The sequence below is a fragment of the Martinezella sp. CNPSo 3795 genome, from assembly GCF_057784475.1.
The window spans coordinates 964,568-981,123 of the sequence record NZ_JBXSOQ010000001.1; the positions used below are offsets into that span (position 1 = coordinate 964,568).

Genomic DNA, 16,556 nt, shown 5'->3' on the forward strand with positions numbered 1-16,556 from the left:
GGACTAACTTGCGCGTCTGCGAATGAAGGTCAATCCATCAAAGTCGTGGAAGCGGTGCTATAGGCATCAAGCGTAAGCCTCGTATTTCCGGGCTGCTCCAGCAGCCGGAACCTTCCCAGCTGAATCTGTTGCGAGGCGGGTGTGATGTTGACCAAATGGAGTTGTCGAGCCGCTCCAGGCTGCGCCGTGATGAAGGCGAGCACGGAGGTCTGATCGGACGACAGGCACTCCTGCCACTGGCTGCCTGCGAGGCGAGACAAGGTGGAGACGACGTTAAAAAGCGGTCGTGTGGTTCCCCGCGCCGACGGCTCTTTTTCTCCGGCGATCAGGCCAAAAGGCCCGGTCAGCGCCGAAAGCGTCAGGCATTCCAATCCGGCATCGAGGACGCGGACGGCATAGCCGAGTGCAAAGGCCTTGCCGAAGCGGGCATTGTGCCGTGGATCGGTGTTGGCCATGGCGATGCGGCCGCCGCGGGGATTCTCTATCGTCCGGCTGCCATAGGGGTTCTGCCGCATCGGTATGGTCGATGGTCCGATACGGTAAGGCTTGTCGCCGTAGATGGCGCGTACGGAACGCGTGATGAAGGGCAATGATTCCAGCGTCTGCATGACGCTCAGATCGTCAGCCGCATGGACGATCGGATTGGTGCAATGGGTGATGAAGCCGAGCGTATCGGCGGGCACCCGTTTGCGATTGAGTTCCGTGAAATAGCTCAGCATGCCGCCGCCAAGACGGATGTTGGGGAAGGCGGCGTGAGCTGCGGCATAGACCTCTTCGAGAGGCGGGCATTCGGGCCATTTGCTGCCCGGCGGCGTCGATTGTCGATCGACCGAAGGCGACACGACGATAGCATCGGGTTTGAAACCGGCGTCGTGCATCAAGGTCGCGATCTGCTGTGCTTCGGCAAGCGGAGCCTTCCGGCAGGGCAACGCGATTTCGAGAGTCGATCGCCCGGCGTGAAGCGCTGCGATGCCCGTAAAGGATTTGAGAGCATCAATGCCATGGTCGGCGTCGGGGTCGAAGTGGAAGAGCAATTCCTGCGGCGCGATTTCGGCAAGCCGACCACGAGCAGCGAGCGTTGCTTCGGCTTCTTCGGGCGTGATGACGAGCCCTATCGCAGGCATGATGCCGGATGTTTCTCCCAGGCTCAACTCGATCGGGCGCCGATCGGCGATCATTGCCGGTGCGGCGGTCGCACGCCGCTTATCCCCGATGGTCAGAACGATACGCTGCCGCATCGGCTCGCTGGCCGGAATGCGATAGGGCCAAGGCAGGGCAAGCGGGCGAACGTAGGTCTTATAGGAAGCATCGGACCAGTTGCGCTGATCTTCCATCTCGAAGGTGTCGCCTTCCACCCGGCACTCAGCGGTTACGTTCGCCATCACGCCATGCGTAATCGCCCGCATATCCTTGAAGGGCTGCCAGGGTTCGATAAGATCGGGGAAATGCGTGCTCTCGCGGCTGCCATCGACATGCTCGACCGATACCGGTGTACCGGCAACACCCACGATCGGGTGCAGGATACAGAAGCCGCAGCGGTTGGTTTCGAAGCCGGTCGTCGAGAGCGCTATTGCCTCGAAGGTCAGGGCTTCATCGGCCTCAGCTGTTATCCGCACGTCAATCGCAAGTTCGGTATTCTCAGGGCCTCTGCAACGCGCAACATAGCTGACCAAAAAGCCATCCTGCTGCTGATTAATCCGCAGATCGTCGATATCGGGCGCATAGGTGCCCCAATCACGATCGCGAACCAGATAGGAAACGGCTCGCAAGACTTCGATGCCGTCGTAACGAATGGCTCGGAGATTGCCGTCCTTAAAATCGACCTCAAGCCTGCCCGCTGTCAGTCGCACCGGCGGCGTTTCGAGCTCGCGCGTGCCGTAAAGCTGGAACGGATCGATCTCGCTCTTCATTGCAGCATCGCTCCGATATCGACGGATTTCCCGTTGGCGGCACTCTCATAGGCGGCTTCGACAAGCGCCAGGGTCTTGAGATTGTCAGCGCCTGACGTGGAGGTTTCGCCACCACTGGCAAGGCGGTCCGTCCAATGCTGCTGGATCGCCAGGACGCTCTCCTGAATATTGTGCCAGGGACGCGAGGCCCAGGACAGAAGCTGGGGTGATGCATCCGATAGGGTCACGCCATCGGCACCGCTGACCTCAAGCCGATATCCCTGCGAGAGGCGAATGCTACCCTTCGTGCCGTCGAGCTCGATCAGCGTTTCAGGGAATGGCTCGGTCGCAAGCTTGGAGGCATAGCTGACATCGACGATCGACGTCGCGCCGTTTTCATGATCAAGTAGGATGGTGGCGACATCCTCGCCCTTGATCTTCGGATTGACCCGTTTGGTGCGGGCCGTCAGTGAAGAAACGTCGCCGAGGATGAAGCGGGCGATGTCGAGCGTATGAATGCCGAGATCCTCGATGATGAACCGTTCGCCTTCGGCCAAATAGGGCTGCCCCGAAAACACATCATAGCCGGAGCGGAAGGAGAAGCGCCCCCAGAAGGGCTCGCCGATCGCGCCGGACTGGAGGGCACGCTTGACCGCCTGAATGGGCGTTTGCCAGCGGAAGTTCTCATGCACCATCAGCGGCACGCCGGCTCGCGCACAGGCCTCGACCATTGCCTTGGCGTCACTCAACGTCTTTGCGAAAGGCTTCTGGCAGATCGCCGGGATCTTATGCGAGGCAGCCATCTCCACCAGGGCGCGATGGCTTTGCACCGTCGTTGCTATATCGACGAAATCAAAGCCGCCATCGGCGAACAGGGTGGCTGCGTCCGTGTAGCGGCGTTCGATACCGAACTGGTCGCCGACGAGTTTCAGCCGCTCCGGATCGCGGTCGCAGATCGCGACGATGCTGGCGCCTTCGACGTCTTGCCACGCATGCATCTGATTGATCGCGAAGAAGCCGCAACCGATCAATGCGCCCTTGAGTTCTGCCATTTCAGCCTGCCTTTGCCATTTGCATGAGAGTTACGCGCTGCTGGAGGCGCCGTTGCGCCTGATCCACGACAACAGCGATGATGATGACCAATCCTTTGATGACCATCTGCCAGAAGGATGAGACGCCCATCATCACGAGACCATCCGAAAGGATGCCGATGACGAAGGCGCCGATGATCGTGCCGCCTATGGTGCCGCGGCCGCCTGACATAGAGGTGCCGCCGAGCACCGCTGCCGCGATCGCGTTCAGCTCGAAGCTTTCGCCGGTTGCCGGATGCGCCGCCATCAGCTCCGACGATATGACAATGCCGACGATGGCAGCGCAGAGCCCCGAAAACATGTAGACGAAAATCTTGACTACATCGACGCGGATGCCGGACATGCGCGCAGCGCGCTCGTTTCCTCCGACGGCAAAGATGTGCCGGCCGATCGGCGTCGAGCGGGCGACATAGGCGGCGAGTAGCGCCAGTATGATCAGGATCCAGATGGAAACGGGCAGACCAAGCATGCGGCCGGCGCCGAAGACATCGAAGCCTGTCGTATCGTATTCCGGTCGGCCCACCAGGTTCGGAAAGGTCTGACCGTCGGACGACAAGAGCGCGAGGCCGCGGGCGATATAGAGCGTTCCGAGCGTGGCGATGAAGGGTGCGACGTTGAGCTTGGTGATGAGCAGGCCGTTGATGAGCCCGATCAGCAGCCCGACGGCCAGCGTGATGAGAATGATCTCGTAGATGTTGAAGTAAACGGTATAGCCGATCGGCAGTTCGACGCCGTTGAGGATAAGGGCGCCTGCCACCATGCCGCAGAGGCCGACAATTGAGCCTACCGATAGATCGATCCCGCCGGTGACGATCACGAAGGTCATGCCCATGGCGAGAAAGGCGTTGAGCGCGACATGCTTCGACATCAGGATGATGTTGGCGGTCGAGGTGAAGTTCGGTGCAAAGATCGCAAAGAAGATGACGACGGCAAACAGCGCGATGAAGGTCCTGAGCTTCATCAGCGTCAAGAGAACGGAGCCGTTCGAGCGATTGGTCGCAAAGGCGGAGGACGTGTCTGCGGTCATGACGCGAGTTTCCCTGTATGTCCGTGTCCCTTGGCGGATGCCGCGATGATGGCCTCTTCCGTCGCTTCGCTTCGGTCGAGAACGGTCACGAGCTTGCCGTTGCTGAGCACTGCGATGCGGTCCGAAAGTGCCATGACCTCTTCAAGGTCCGATGTTGAAAACAAGATTGCCAGACCCTTGCCGGCGAGCCTGCGCATGGTGCGGAAGACGTCGGCCTTGGCGCCGACATCGATGCCGCGGCTCGGCTCATCCATCAAAAGCACCTTCGGGTCGGTCATGAGCGCCTTGCCGATGACGACCTTCTGCTGGTTGCCGCCGGACATGGAGGTGACCTCGAAATCTGGATTGGGCGCCTTGATCGAGAGATCGCGGATCATGTCGCGAATGGCGTTCTTTTCGGCACCCGGATCGATATGGAAAAACAGCCGGGCGAAGCGGCCGAGGCTCGCAAGCGTCAAATTGCTGGCGATAGACAGGACCTGCACCAGTCCCTCGCGCTGACGGTCCTCGGGGATCAACGCCAGGCCTTGCCGGATGCGCCTAGTGGTGTCGCGTGCGCGAACCTCGACCCCATCGATGTAGATCCGCCCGGTCGAATGCATATGCCGGCCCATCACGCATTCGAAGAATTCGCTGCGTCCGGCACCCATCAGGCCGTAGATGCCGAGGATTTCGCCGGCGCGCACCGACAACGAGACATGATCGACGGCAAGGCCGCCCGTACGCCGCGGCAGGCTGATCTCCTCGGCACGGAAGGCTTCTTTGCCGATCGCATGGCCGCCGTCTCTGGCGAAGTCCTTGGCATCCGATCCTATCATCGAGCGGACGATCCATTTCGTATCGATATCGCGAACCATGGCCTGGCCGGTAATCTGCCCGTCGCGCAGCACGGTGATGTAGTCGCCGATGCGCATCAGCTCTTCCAGCCGGTGCGAGATATAGACGATCGCAACTCCTTGAGCTTTCAGTTCCGCAATGACCTTGAACAGAATGTCGACTTCTGCCGCTGATAGCGCCGATGTCGGCTCGTCCATGATGAGGATACGGGCGTCAAGCGATATGGCCTTGGCGATCTCGACGAGCTGCTGCTGCCCGATCGGTAGATCCTCCACCATGGTTTCGGCGCCTATGCCGGCATCGAGCCGATCCAGAAACGCGTTGGCCCTTGCGATCTGCGCCTTGTGATCGATACCGAAAATGCCGCCGGTGATTTCGCGCGTGGCAAAGATGTTCTCGGCCACCGTCATGTTGGCAAAGAGATTGAGCTCCTGGAAGATCATGCCGATTCCGCGGGCCTGTGCGTCGGCCGGGCTGCTGAAGGAGACTTCCTCGCCCGCGAGCAGGATGCGGCCCGAAGTCGGCCGTTCGACGCCGGCGATGATTTTCATCAAGGTAGACTTGCCGGCACCGTTTTCGCCGACGAGCACGTTGACCGCGCCGCGGTGCAGCTCGAGGTTGGCGTGCCTGACGGCGACGATGCCGGAATAGACCTTGGAAACGTCCTCCAGGCGCAGGATGATGTCGTTGCTTGGGGTTCCGCTCATGGTCATTGCCCCAATGTCAAGGCTGAAGGCGTGATCAGGGGAAGCTGGCCGGATAGGGGCAGCGGAAACGCGCCCGTTACGGTGATCGTCTTTCCGATCAGCTGGTTGCGAGGCAGAGCTGCCAGAAAGGACGAGTTTGCCTTCTCATTGAAGGCTTTGCCGAATTGAGCCCACTCGATCTGGTTTCTGAATTCGTTGAAGTCCAGAAAATCAAGCGCGTCGCGTAGCGCCGTGCCTCGGATCGCAGGGCCGATCTGCACCTTCGCGTCCGGCTTGCCATCGCCATCCACATCGACGTCGAGGGTTCCGGCGCGAGAGGCTGTGTCGGCAGCCACGATCTTGCCGCTCAGTTTGACGGCATAAGTCCACGGCGATGAAGCCTGTTTTCGCGGGTTTCCGTATTTTGCGCCGGCATCGTCCGGATTGGCGGCTATGGCTTGCAGCACCGTCTTAATGTCACCCGCGCGCTTCTCAATAGCGGGCAGTGCCTGGGGTTGCCAGATCGCCTCCGCCTTGGCTGCGGGGTCGAAGGCACTCTTTGCCGCCGCTGCCGCCTTCTCCTCGGGCGTCGGCGTTTTGATAATCTTGCAGCCGGGCAATGCCGCCGCCAAAATAAGGGCCACGAGCGCGCCTCTGGTCCTCAACATGCAATGCACCTCGATCTTGCAGGAAAGACATCGGGAGAGCGCGGTTCCGCGCCCTCCCACTTAGTGGTCCGCCATCAGTTCTTCAGTGCGAAGGTTTCGAGCTTGTCGGCGTTGTCGGCATTGATGAGGACGCAATCCATCAATTGCTTCTCATCCTTCGGCGCCGTCTTGTTCTTGATATAGGCGTCGGCCTGTTCGACCGCCTTCTGGGCCTGGGCGTAAGCCGGCTGCATGACCGTCGCCTTGATGCCGCCCGCCTTGATGGAGTCGCGCACATCGTTCGACCCGTCGAAACCAACGACGATCACGTCCTTGCGGCCGGCGGCCTGCAGAGCGGCAATCGCGCCCATCGCCATAGTGTCGTTGCCCGAGATCACGCCCTTGATATCGGGATTTGCCTGCAGGATGGTTTCCATCTTGGCATAGGCCTCGGTCTGGCTCCAGTTCGCCGACTGCTTGGCGACCAGCTTCAGGTCGGGATAGTCGTCGATGACGTCGTGATAACCCTGAGAGCGGATACCGGCATTGGTATCGGCTTCGCGGCCGACGAGCTCGGCATAATTGCCCTTCTCGCCCATCAGCTTGACGAACTCCTGCGCGCCGAGCTGTGCGCCCTGATAGTTGTTGGAAACGATCTGGGCGACGGCGATGCCGGTGACGTTGATTTCGCGATCGATGAGGAAGGAGGGGATGCCCGCATCCTTGGCCTTCTTCAAGGCGGCGACCGTCGCATCCGCACCAGCATTGTCGAGGATGATGGCCTTGGCGCCACGCCCGATCGCTGTGTCGATGACTTCCGATTGCTTATTGGCATCGTCGTCATGCGTCATGACGAGCGTGTCGTAGCCCAGCTCCTTCGCCTTGGCTTCGGCGCCGACGGCCTCTGCCTTGAAGAATGGATTGTCGAAGGCCGGCGTGATGATGGCGATTAGGTCGGCGGCGAAGGCCGGCATCGCCGTGCCCAGCGCCAGTGCGGCGGTAAAGGCTGCAAGTGTCAGTCTGCGTGTCAGTTTCATGGTCTCCTCCCAGTTATGAAACAGGCCCTGTTCCCGGCAGGGCAGCAAGGGGAGGGCATTGCCCTCCCGGGGGACGTCGATCAGGTGATGCGACGGATGCTTTCTGCGATCTCCTGCGGCTCGAAAACCTTCTTCCAGTCGTCGCGCATGAGGGCAGGAATGCCGAATTCGATCGCCTTGTTGCAGGCGTCGGAGAACACGCCGTCGACTTCCTTGAAGATGACCGCGCCGAGCACGTTCATGTGGCCGAGCAGGAAGTCGCGGGCGGCTTCCGCCGGAACGCCGCGGGCGACGCACTCATCCATAGCCTGACGCATGACGACGAGCAGCGAGGCGCAGACCGTTTCTGAAAGGCCCGGCTCCAGCATCGCCATCTGCTCGACGGTGACCCGGTGCGAACGCATGACCGGCGCCCAGATGACCTTGGCGATTTCCTCGCCGAGCGCATAGGCGCTTTCCGGACCTTGCATCAGTGCCGAAACGATATGCTGCTTGGCAAAGAGGCCGCCGAAATGGTCCTTCTTGGCCTGCATCTCAGTCTCGTCGTTGAAGATCGGCGGATGGCAGGGATGGGTGACGAAATAGGTGAGGTCCTCGCGCTGCGGCAGATGGCCTGCAAAGGGGGCGGCGGCGTCGAGCGCGACAACCATCGTGCCGGGCTTCAGCTTATCGACGATGCCGGTGGCAACCTTGCCGATCGCGGTATCCGGTACTGCAAGGATCACGACCTCTGCGCCGTCCAGCGCGGCATCGACGGGGACGCAATCAATAGAAAGGTCATTCTTCAGGCGGGCCTTGCCGGCATCGCTGACCTCGACATGGCGCACATCGAAGCGCGAGCCTTTCAGGTTCTTGGCGAGCCGGTAGCCCATTTTGCCGCCGGCGCCGAAAAGAGCAATTGCAGTCATCTTAGTACCTCGTTCACTTTCAATGTGTGGTATCGCAAGTGGTATGATGAGTCAATGAGTATGCCAATATCATACCGAAGAATGCCGCAGCTATGATCCCCTCCCGTCGCGGATCTGCGCGAAGTAATCGTCGGTGCCGACCTGCCCGCCTTTCAGCGCGATCTGCAGGCCATTGGTGGGCGCGTAGCTGCCATGGGCGGTGCAAAGCGGCGAGCCGGGGGTTTGCGGCAATGGAAGAAGCGTCGTCAGGGCCTCGACGCGCACTTCCTTGAGCGCGTGGCTCGACGTGTCGCCGCCGGCAATGACGACGCGACCGAGGTTTTCCTGCTCGATTAACTGCCGCAGGATCGTGCCGAGAGCCTGCCCCAGGCGATGGCGGGCGCCGGGAATGCGGTCGATATCGCCGCCGCGGTCGGCGGATGGGCCGAGTGCCGTATGAAGAATGACGCTGCGGCCGGCCTTGAGGCTGGCCACGCCCGCGGCGACGGCTGCGTCCAGAGCACGCTCGACGCTCTCGCCGACAAGCTCTATGGGATCGAGATCGATGCCGTCAAAACCGTCGGCTGTGGCACGCCGGATTTGCCGTTCGGTCGTCGGCGATACGCTGCCGGAGACGACCGCAAGGCGGTCGACCTTGCCGGGGCGGGCGAACTCCGGCTTTTCTCCGATCAAACCTTCGTTGCGCCAAGCATCGAGAAGGGCATATTCGACACCGGATGAGCCTGCGACAAAAGCATTGCCTTTGCCTGCAAGGCGCCACAGCTGATGTCCTGCGGCAGCCTGGGTTTCCGGGCTGTCGACATCAAGCAGCAGGACACCCTCCTTGCCTCTCGCCAGAGCATCGAGCCGCGCATCGGCATCGGCTGCCTGGATCGTGATGAGATCGGCGAGGCTGACGGGGAGGGACGTCTGCCTGCTCAGATGCAAGGTGAGATCGGCCTCATCCATTGGCGTAACGGGATGCCGGCTCATGACTGGATGCCGGTCGATGCGAAAGACTTCGCCTTGGTAGGCCGCGAAAAGGTGGCCGAAAGCGGTGTAGCGTTTCAGCTGCGGCGCTCCGACCACAACGGGCACGACGGGTTGTGCAAAGAGCGCTTTGCCGATCTCGATCGCCTTGCCGATGTTGCCGATGACGGGACTGGAATCGAAGGTCGAGCAGACCTTGTAATGGCATATCGCGGCATTGAGGCTCTTTAGCCATTCGATTGCAGGCGTCAGATGCTCATCCATCCATTGCGGCGTTTCGCTGCGGCTGGTGCCGGCAATGCCGATGGCGCGGCAATCCTTGAACCGCTCCAGCATGGCTTCACCTGGAATGCCGAGGAAGAGAGCCGTCGGCACGCCATTTGAGGCAAGCGCCTCCATGACGTCGGTGGAGCCGGTGAAATCGTCGCCGTAATAGCTGAGAAGAAGGTTGGACATTGCTGCTAGGCGTCCTTGCCATCACTGAATTTTGCGATCGAGGCGGCAAGCTCCGGATGATCCCTCGCATAGTCGGCAAGCGGTATGTCCGAAACCGCTGCCTGCCAGGCCTGCTGGATGGCGCGAACGCCGGCCGCCGGTCCGAAGGGATGGCTGACGATGCCGCCGCCGCAGAGATAGAGAAGGTTCGTTGTCCGGCCGGTGCGCTGGTAGGTTTCCGGCGCCTGGCCGCCCCATTGACCGGAGCCGGCGACAGGAAGCGGACAGTCTGTGGGATCGAAGAGCGGCGTACTGATGGCCTTGAAGGATTCGACGAAGCTATCGTCCGGTTCCCAATATTTGACCCTGATGCCGTTGATTTGGAACTGGTCGACACCGAGCAGGCGCCAGAACTGCTGGTACACCTTGAAATCCATGCCGGCGCCGGGATGGCGCGTCAGCACATCCCAACCATTGCGATGCGCATGCAGGACGAGGCTGGAGCGCTTGCGCAGGAAGCTCATGCCGCCGAACCCGATAGAGTTTATGTTGACAACAGCGCAATTGCCGCCGGCCTTCAGCACGAGATCGTGGTTGCGCATCATCTCGTCGGGATCGGCATGCGAAATGCCGAAGGCATACATGACCTTCTTGCCCGTCTTCTGCTCGTGATCGAGGATCAACGGCATGATGGCTTCGACGCGCTCTTTCAGCGGCGAATAGGCCGGGCTCATCAGCTTCTCGTCATCCTTGATGAAATCGACGCCCGAGCCGATCAGCTCGCCGACAAGCGCGGCCGTTTCCTCTGGCCGAAGACCGAGCGCAGGCTTGACGATCGTGCCGATGATCGGGCGACCGCTGACTCCGGTCAGACGCAAGCTGCCGGCAACCCCGAATTGCGGGCCGGGATGCGCATCACGGAAGGCCTCCGGCAGCTTCATATCGACGATGCGGATGCCGGTCATGCCCTTGATCGAGAAGACGCCACCGATCGCGATCGTCATCAACGCCGCAAGATCGGTGCCGATGGCATCCAGCGGGAAGGCGATGTCGACATCGGCGCGATGGATCGGGCCATGGCCCTCGGCCACCTCCGGCCAGGTTGGACGCTCGGCGTCGGCAAGGGGGCGGATCGCGAGGACACGCGCGGCCACACGCGCCTTGAGCTCTTCCGTCTCGCCCGGCACGGCGACGAAGGTGCCGGTCGATTGATCGCTGGCGATCTTACGAGCCATCGCCTCGATGCTGCCGGGCGTTTCGATACGGTAGGTGATGGTGATGATCATGAGTGGATGAATGCTCCTCTCGCCGACGATTTTTCGCGTGGCGCAAACTGGTGATCTGGTATAATGAGTATTCCAACTTCTGCAACGATTTTTTTGTCCGGTTGCAGATAAGGCGACTCGTATGGGCTTCCGCCATGGCGGCCAAAAATGCATAAGGGAGGAAAAGCTTTGGGAAAGCGGGATTCCATGAGCCAGCCAGTCGAACAAATTGTACGTCGAAAGCTATCCGATGAAGTATTCGACCGATTGGAGCGGTTGATCACGTCGGGAGAGCTCAAGCCTGGCGATGAGATGCCGTCCGAGCGTGTTCTTATGGAGCGCTTCGGTGTCGGGCGTCCGGCGATCCGCGAAGCCATGCAGGCGCTTGCCAATATGGGGCTGGTCAACATTTCCCATGGTGAGCGTGCCAAGGTGCTTCAGTTGACGGCGAAGTCGATCTTCCGGCAGGTCGATCTCACCGCAAAGATCATGTTGTCGCAATCGTCCGATTCGCTCGAACAGCTGAAAAGCGCCCGCATCTTCTTCGAGCGCGGCATGGCCCGCGAGGCGGCCCAGCGCGCGAGCAAGAAAGATGTCGCCGATCTCAATGAGATCATCGAGCGGCAGCGCGCGTCCCTCGGACACGCCGAGGACTTCATTTCTGCCGATATGCAGTTCCACACGCGCATCGCTCAGATTTCCGGCAATCCGATCTTCGCGGCTGTCAGCGAAGCGATGCTCGCATGGCTGAAAGCCTATCACACCGACATGCTGATCTGGACCGGCAAGGAAAAGTTCACCCTAGTCGAACATGAGGAAATCCTTGCGCGCCTGGCTGAAAACGATGCAGATGGCGCCGAGCAGGCAATGCTCAAGCATTTGGAAAGATCGCGCGCGCTCTACACAAAATGAACATCCGTTCTCGCCCCCGCGCCGGCACGGCGCCTGGATGCCCCTGTCGTAATTCCTCCCAAATCCCAATGGAATCTATTGGTACTCAAATGAGGTGTGCGTGATGATTGATTTCTTTCAGCGAAACATGGCGCTTTTCCTGGCCGCCCTGATGACAGCAGTGGCCGTAACACTTTACAATCTGAGCTGCCTTCTGCTCAGGCATCATCATGCGCTGCTGCACAATCTGCATCATGCGGCAGGCGCCCTAGTCCTCCTTGCAGGCTTCTACACCATGATCCGCTACATGCAGGCGCTGCCGGATGATGAAGGCTAGAAATACGCCAAACTCCGAAATTCGAGCCGGCAATTTCAGATAGAGTTCAGCCTGCGCGGCTATATCCTCGCCCTGTCCCGATGCGAAATCGGCGACGCCCTAACCAGGTGTTGCCAATTTCAAACCGGGAACCAGTTTCACAGCTAGTTCGTCGCACCACTCCGGTGCAAAGCCCCATGAACAACTGAGGATATCAAAACGTGGCTGATGTTTGTACGCAAGGCGTGGATACGGGCTTTGTTGCCTTGGGCTATGCCAAGATTGCAATTCTGGGCATCGTGCAGGGATTGACCGAGCTGCTGCCGGTTTCGTCCACTGCCCATATGCGCCTGGTGCCGGCCCTGCTTGGCTGGCAGGACCCCGGTTCTGCCTTCTCGGCTACGATGCAGCTAGCAGCACTCGCCGCGATCGTCTCCTATTTCTGGAGCGACGTTCGTTACGTCACATTTGGGTCGCTCGATGCCATCAGGCAAAGGGACTGGAGCTCTCCTTCCATACGGCTTGCGATCGCCATCGTGATCGCGACCGTACCGATCGTGATCGCCGGTCTGCTGCTGTCATCCTCCCTGAATGCCTGTGGCACCTCGCTCCGCAGCCTTTGGGTGATCGGTATCGCCTGCCTGGTCATGGGCTTGTTGCTGGCGATCGCCGAACTCTACAGCCGCCATCGGAAAGACATTGAGCAGATGACGCTGATCGATGCTCTGTTCGTCGGCATCACGCAGGTCGGTGCGCTTGTCCCCGGCGTTTCTCGCTCTGGTTCGACGCTGACCGGCGCGCTCTTCCTCGGATTGAAGCGTGAGGAAGCCGCCCGATTCTCCTTCCTGCTCGGCTTGCCTGCCATTGCGCTCGCCGGCTTGAAGGAACTGTATGAGCTCCATAAGGCGCATATTCCGATGGAAGCCTGGTCGGTTCTGCTCGTCGGCCTGATCGTCGGCAGCATATCGTCGTTCATCACCATCTGGGGGCTGATGCGCTTCCTGGAGCGCTTTTCGACCTGGCCTTTCGTCATCTACCGAATCGTGCTCGGCGCCGTCATTCTTTTTGGCGTGCTGACCATGGGCTGGGCCTGAGCAAACTGATTTTTAGCGTGCTGCGGACTTAAAAGGTGGCGCTGCTCTGGAGAGCAGCGCCTTTTCGTTGCGGAGCGACTATCCGAAGACCAGGCCGCCATCGACGATCAGGTTCTGTCCGGTAACGGCCCGTGCCCAGGGGCTTGCAAAGAAAAGAACCGCATCGGCAACCTCGTGGGGCGTGGTGACGCGTCGCAGCGGCGTATTCGCGGCTATGATGTCGAATACAGCTTCCGGAGTAGCGCCACTTGCATCCGTCGTGCGCAGAAGGCCGCCGGAGACCATGTTGACGGTGATTCCCAGTGGCCCGAGTTCGGCGGCAGCCGTGCGGGTGAGCGACAGCAATGCCGCCTTGGCGGCTGTATAATCGTGATAGGGCACGACGGGGTTTTGGAAGAGATTGGTACCGATCGTAACAATCCGTCCAAAGCCTGCCTGCGCCATCGCCGGCCGCGCCGCTTGTATGAGGTTCAAGGCGCCCTCCAGCGCGGTTTCCAGCTGCCTGGTCATCTCGGCCCAGCTCAAGGCATCCAGCTTCGAACGTGCGTCACCGTTGAAGCTGAAATCAGCCAATGCATTGTGGACGATGGTCGTCGGTACGCCGAAATGCCCGGTCACCTCGAAGACGAGCCGCTTGGTGTCGTCGAGGTCGCGGATATCGGCTTGAAAGGCCTTGGCATGATCGCCGAGCTTTGCTGCGAGCGCCTCCGCGCTCTCGCGGCTGGCGCGATAGTTGACCGCCACTTTCGCACCTTCCCGGGCGAAGGCCGTCGCTATGGCAGCACCAAGGCCGCGTCCCGCACCGGAAACGATGACAATCTGATCTTTGAGTGAGAGGCTCATTTCTCTGCTCCTTGTCTGTTTGGCCAGAGCGCATGGAAATGCTGCACAGGCCCGTGGCCACTTCCGACGGAAAGCTGGTCTGCGGCAGCAACCGCGGCGGCGAGATAAGTCTTGCCAACAGCGACAGCTTCGGGAAGCGACAGGCCCTTGGCGATCTCTGCCGCGATAGCGCTGGAGAGCGTGCAGCCTGTTCCATGCGTATTCTTGGTCGGCAGCCGCTCCGCCTCGAACCAAGTCACATGATCACCGCTTGCGAGCACATCCGGGCTTTCATCCCCTTCGAGATGACCACCCTTGACGAGGACTGCCGAAGGCCCGAGCATGGCCAAAGCAAGCGCCTGACGCGCCATGTCTTCGCGGCTTTTCGCCTCCACGTCATGCAACAGCGCAGCAGCTTCGGGCAGGTTCGGTGTAACGACGGTAGCCAGCGGCAGCAGCCGCGTGGTCAGCACGTCAACGGCATCGGCAGCCAGTAGGGCGGCGCCACCCTTGGCGATCATGACCGGGTCGAGGACGACGGGTACATCGCGATGTCGCGCCAGAATGTCCGCGACGGCACTGGCGATGGCGGCATTAGCGATCATGCCGATCTTGACGGCATCCACATGGACGTCGGCAAAGATCGCATTGATCTGGTCTGCCACGAAATGTGGAGGCACCGGATGGACGCCGGTGACGCCTTGCGTGTTTTGCGCGGTCAAGGCAGTCAGCGCTGCCATTCCATAAACGCCGCGGGCGGAGAAAGCCTTCAGGTCGGCTTGAATGCCAGCGCCGCCGGAGGGATCGGAGCCAGCGATGGATAAGACATTGCGGATCATTGGCGAGCCTCCTTGATGGCGTTCGCGATGACAGTTGTCGCGGCTTGCGGGTCCGGTTGGTCGCATATGGCCGAGACGACCGCGAGACCATCGGCTCCGGCCGAGTAAACGCTTGCGGCATGCTCTGCCTTGAGGCCGCCGATCGCGACTGATGGAACGGGGCATAGCCTGACGATGCGGGCAAGCCCGTCGAAGCCGATCGGCTGCTTGTGATCGGGCTTGGTGGGCGTGGCAAAGACCGGGCCGATCCCGGCATAGTCGACGATGCCGGGATCTATGGAGGAAGCGAGAGCTTCCGTTTCCACCGAGAGGCCGAGGATCATGTCCGGCCCGATCAGGCGGCGTGCTTCGGCGGCATTCATATCCTCCTGTCCGATGTGGAGGCCATCGGCGCCAATGGCGATGGCAGCCTCGACATTGTCGTTGACGATCAGCCGGACATTTGTTCCCTGCAGGATTTGCTTGAGGGCGCGGCCCGTCTCGATCATGGTGGCTGTCGGTGCATGCTTGTCGCGCAGCTGTACGATGGTTGCGCCGCCGGCAATGGCTGCACGGGTGGTTTCAATCATGCCGAGGTTGGCACATAGCACCGGATCGAGGACGAGATAGAGCGAGAGATCGAAGTCTTTCATGCCGCCGATATCCTTGCATTGCGATCCAGCACTTCCGGGCTAAGGCCGGCGAGGGCGTCGAGGAAGCGCCAGGAAAAGGAGCCCGGCCCGTCTGCAGCCGCTCCGGCCTGTTCGCCGGCGACGGCAAAGACCGCGAGCGCCGCAACGGTTGCATCGAATGGATCATCCGGCATTGCCGCAGCAAAGGCACCGACGAGGCAGGTCAGCGAGCAGCCGAGGGCCGTCACCTGCGGCATGAATGACGAACCGCCGGCGATGCGCTTTGCCCTCCGCCCGTCGGTCACGAAATCCGTAACGCCGGTAACTGCAACGACGCAGCCATGCTTTCCCGCCAATTGCCGGGCGGAATCTTCCGCGTGTTCGACGGCGTCGCGGCTATCGACGCCCTGGCCGCGGCTCGTGCCGCCGGCAAGCGCGATGATCTCGGACGCGTTGCCGCGAATGATCGCCGGCTTTAGCTCGATCAATTGCGCGACCGCCTTGCGGCGGAACGTGGTCGCATAATGGGCGACAGGATCGAGGACCCAGGGCTTGCCCGCCTCGTTTGCCGACCGGGCAGCCTTCAGCATGCCCGCAAGCCAGCCGGACGAGAGCGTGCCGATATTGATCGTCAGCGCGCCGGAGATAGCGGCAAACTCGCCGGCCTCCTCTTCGGCATGTACCATTGCCGGCGATGCCCCGGCGGCAAGCATCACATTGGCCGCGATATTCATGGCGACGAAATTGGTGATGCATTGCACCAGCGGAGGGTTAGCCCGCATGGTGCGAAGCAAATTGCCTGCAGTTGTCTGGTCTTGCATATCGCCCCTTTCAGGCGGGCGAGACGCACAGGGACGACGTGCTGGTGCTTTACGAGGTCCCGAGCGACTCCCTCCGCCAGCATGATCTGGTTCAGGTTCGAAGGGTGCTTCTCAGCCCGCCGGATGGCGGACGCCCCTGTCTCTCATCTCTCTTCTTTTCGCAGACAAAGACGGCGCTGTCACCAGCAAATCACAAAAGCCATGCTGGCGAGTGAGATTGCCTGCTTTCTCGGCGACCCATGCAATGGATGCATAGGTGGAGTGATCCCTTAGCTCTGCAAAAACCTGTGGGCTTCGACTATATGTTTCTCATCGAAGCGACGGGAGCGCCAAGCACGGCCGCTCAGCTTCGAAAGCCCAAGGAAAGGGGA

At 60.8% G+C, this 16,556-nt stretch carries 16 protein-coding genes and 1 riboswitch; of the genes, 3 read left to right on the forward strand and 13 right to left on the reverse strand.

The genetic code is table 11. The features are described 5' to 3' along the window. Positions 1–29: 29 nt before the first annotated feature. The 9 genes from apnL to oiaX form a co-directional block, all read right to left on the reverse strand. Entirely contained in the window at positions 30–1,910 is a 1,881-nt protein-coding gene (apnL, locus tag AC13QY_RS04435; RefSeq protein ID WP_113351119.1) for a D-apionate lactonase, read from the reverse strand. Continuing rightward, positions 1,907–2,941: a Gfo/Idh/MocA family protein gene (locus AC13QY_RS04440; RefSeq protein WP_113351120.1), complete on the reverse strand. Its 1,035-nt coding sequence runs from the start codon at positions 2,939–2,941 to the stop codon at positions 1,907–1,909. Before AC13QY_RS04440 ends, apnL begins: the two co-directional genes overlap by 4 nt. A 1-nt stretch (position 2,942) precedes the next feature. Beyond that, the gene (locus AC13QY_RS04445) at positions 2,943–4,007 is read right to left on the reverse strand and encodes an ABC transporter permease (protein ID WP_113351121.1); all 1,065 of its coding nucleotides are present in this window, start codon (positions 4,005–4,007) and stop codon (positions 2,943–2,945) included. Continuing rightward, positions 4,004–5,557, reverse strand: a complete 1,554-nt coding sequence (locus tag AC13QY_RS04450) for a sugar ABC transporter ATP-binding protein (RefSeq protein WP_113351122.1) — start codon at positions 5,555–5,557, stop codon at positions 4,004–4,006. Before AC13QY_RS04450 ends, AC13QY_RS04445 begins: the two co-directional genes overlap by 4 nt. After that, positions 5,554–6,198 (reverse strand): DUF2291 family protein, encoded by a 645-nt coding sequence (locus AC13QY_RS04455; RefSeq protein WP_113351123.1) that lies wholly within the window; start codon positions 6,196–6,198, stop codon positions 5,554–5,556. The genes AC13QY_RS04450 and AC13QY_RS04455 overlap by 4 nt, the downstream gene beginning before the upstream one ends. Positions 6,199–6,272: 74 nt before the next feature. Beyond that, a complete protein-coding gene (locus AC13QY_RS04460; RefSeq protein ID WP_113351124.1) occupies positions 6,273–7,214 on the reverse strand; it encodes a D-ribose ABC transporter substrate-binding protein in 942 nt (313 codons plus the stop codon). Positions 7,215–7,294: 80 nt separating this feature from the next. Next, positions 7,295–8,122, reverse strand: coding sequence for a phosphogluconate dehydrogenase C-terminal domain-containing protein (locus AC13QY_RS04465; RefSeq protein ID WP_113351125.1), 828 nt, complete (start codon positions 8,120–8,122; stop codon positions 7,295–7,297). Between the two features lie 90 nt (positions 8,123–8,212). After that, positions 8,213–9,547 carry a four-carbon acid sugar kinase family protein gene (locus AC13QY_RS04470; protein WP_113351126.1) on the reverse strand — a complete coding sequence of 445 codons (1,335 nt, stop codon included), beginning with the start codon at positions 9,545–9,547 and terminating at the stop codon, positions 8,213–8,215. Between the two features lie 5 nt (positions 9,548–9,552). Continuing rightward, positions 9,553–10,812 (reverse strand): 3-oxo-isoapionate-4-phosphate decarboxylase OiaX, encoded by a 1,260-nt coding sequence (gene oiaX / locus AC13QY_RS04475; RefSeq protein ID WP_113390155.1) that lies wholly within the window; start codon positions 10,810–10,812, stop codon positions 9,553–9,555. Positions 10,813–10,998: 186 nt separating this feature from the next. Here oiaX and AC13QY_RS04480 point away from each other — a divergent pair, with 186 nt between their 5' ends. From AC13QY_RS04480 to AC13QY_RS04490, 3 genes are all read left to right on the forward strand, one after another. Further along, entirely contained in the window at positions 10,999–11,703 is a 705-nt protein-coding gene (locus AC13QY_RS04480) for a transcriptional regulator NanR (protein ID WP_069615499.1), read from the forward strand. A 103-nt stretch (positions 11,704–11,806) separates the two neighbouring features. After that, on the forward strand, positions 11,807–12,019 hold the full coding sequence (locus AC13QY_RS04485; RefSeq protein WP_113332702.1) for a hypothetical protein: 213 nt from the start codon (positions 11,807–11,809) through the stop codon (positions 12,017–12,019). A gap of 200 nt (positions 12,020–12,219) precedes the next feature. After that, complete coding sequence (locus tag AC13QY_RS04490) at positions 12,220–13,092, forward strand: undecaprenyl-diphosphate phosphatase (RefSeq protein ID WP_113351128.1); 873 nt, start codon at positions 12,220–12,222, stop codon at positions 13,090–13,092. A gap of 78 nt (positions 13,093–13,170) precedes the next feature. Here the strand turns inward: AC13QY_RS04490 and AC13QY_RS04495 are convergent, their stop codons facing one another. The 4 genes from AC13QY_RS04495 to thiM are packed head-to-tail and all read right to left on the reverse strand — an operon-like array spanning position 13,171 to position 16,185. Then, entirely contained in the window at positions 13,171–13,935 is a 765-nt protein-coding gene (locus AC13QY_RS04495; protein WP_113351129.1) for a 3-oxoacyl-ACP reductase, read from the reverse strand. After that, positions 13,932–14,753, reverse strand: a complete 822-nt coding sequence (gene thiD / locus AC13QY_RS04500) for a bifunctional hydroxymethylpyrimidine kinase/phosphomethylpyrimidine kinase (RefSeq protein WP_113351130.1) — start codon at positions 14,751–14,753, stop codon at positions 13,932–13,934. The genes AC13QY_RS04495 and thiD overlap by 4 nt, the downstream gene beginning before the upstream one ends. Beyond that, entirely contained in the window at positions 14,750–15,385 is a 636-nt protein-coding gene (thiE, locus tag AC13QY_RS04505; protein WP_113351131.1) for a thiamine phosphate synthase, read from the reverse strand. The genes thiD and thiE overlap by 4 nt, the downstream gene beginning before the upstream one ends. Beyond that, positions 15,382–16,185 carry a hydroxyethylthiazole kinase gene (thiM, locus tag AC13QY_RS04510; protein ID WP_113351132.1) on the reverse strand — a complete coding sequence of 268 codons (804 nt, stop codon included), beginning with the start codon at positions 16,183–16,185 and terminating at the stop codon, positions 15,382–15,384. Before thiM ends, thiE begins: the two co-directional genes overlap by 4 nt. 51 nt (positions 16,186–16,236) lie before the next feature. After that, positions 16,237–16,333, reverse strand: a riboswitch (TPP riboswitch). Positions 16,334–16,556 lie beyond the last annotated feature (223 nt).

Excerpts from the sequence above, each read along its gene's own strand:
- apnL (WP_113351119.1), bottom strand. The coding sequence starts at position 1,910 with ATGAAGAGCGAGATCGATCCGTTCCAGCTTTACGGCACGCGCGAGCTC.
- AC13QY_RS04440 (WP_113351120.1), bottom strand. The coding sequence starts at position 2,941 with ATGGCAGAACTCAAGGGCGCATTGATCGGTTGCGGCTTCTTCGCGATC.
- AC13QY_RS04445 (WP_113351121.1), bottom strand. The coding sequence starts at position 4,007 with ATGACCGCAGACACGTCCTCCGCCTTTGCGACCAATCGCTCGAACGGC.
- AC13QY_RS04450 (WP_113351122.1), bottom strand. The coding sequence starts at position 5,557 with ATGACCATGAGCGGAACCCCAAGCAACGACATCATCCTGCGCCTGGAG.
- AC13QY_RS04455 (WP_113351123.1), bottom strand. The coding sequence starts at position 6,198 with ATGTTGAGGACCAGAGGCGCGCTCGTGGCCCTTATTTTGGCGGCGGCA.
- AC13QY_RS04460 (WP_113351124.1), bottom strand. The coding sequence starts at position 7,214 with ATGAAACTGACACGCAGACTGACACTTGCAGCCTTTACCGCCGCACTG.
- AC13QY_RS04465 (WP_113351125.1), bottom strand. The coding sequence starts at position 8,122 with ATGACTGCAATTGCTCTTTTCGGCGCCGGCGGCAAAATGGGCTACCGG.
- AC13QY_RS04470 (WP_113351126.1), bottom strand. The coding sequence starts at position 9,547 with ATGTCCAACCTTCTTCTCAGCTATTACGGCGACGATTTCACCGGCTCC.
- oiaX (WP_113390155.1), bottom strand. The coding sequence starts at position 10,812 with ATGATCATCACCATCACCTACCGTATCGAAACGCCCGGCAGCATCGAG.
- AC13QY_RS04480 (WP_069615499.1), top strand. The coding sequence starts at position 10,999 with ATGAGCCAGCCAGTCGAACAAATTGTACGTCGAAAGCTATCCGATGAA.
- AC13QY_RS04485 (WP_113332702.1), top strand. The coding sequence starts at position 11,807 with ATGATTGATTTCTTTCAGCGAAACATGGCGCTTTTCCTGGCCGCCCTG.
- AC13QY_RS04495 (WP_113351129.1), bottom strand. The coding sequence starts at position 13,935 with ATGAGCCTCTCACTCAAAGATCAGATTGTCATCGTTTCCGGTGCGGGA.
- thiD (WP_113351130.1), bottom strand. The coding sequence starts at position 14,753 with ATGATCCGCAATGTCTTATCCATCGCTGGCTCCGATCCCTCCGGCGGC.
- thiE (WP_113351131.1), bottom strand. The coding sequence starts at position 15,385 with ATGAAAGACTTCGATCTCTCGCTCTATCTCGTCCTCGATCCGGTGCTA.
- thiM (WP_113351132.1), bottom strand. The coding sequence starts at position 16,185 with ATGCAAGACCAGACAACTGCAGGCAATTTGCTTCGCACCATGCGGGCT.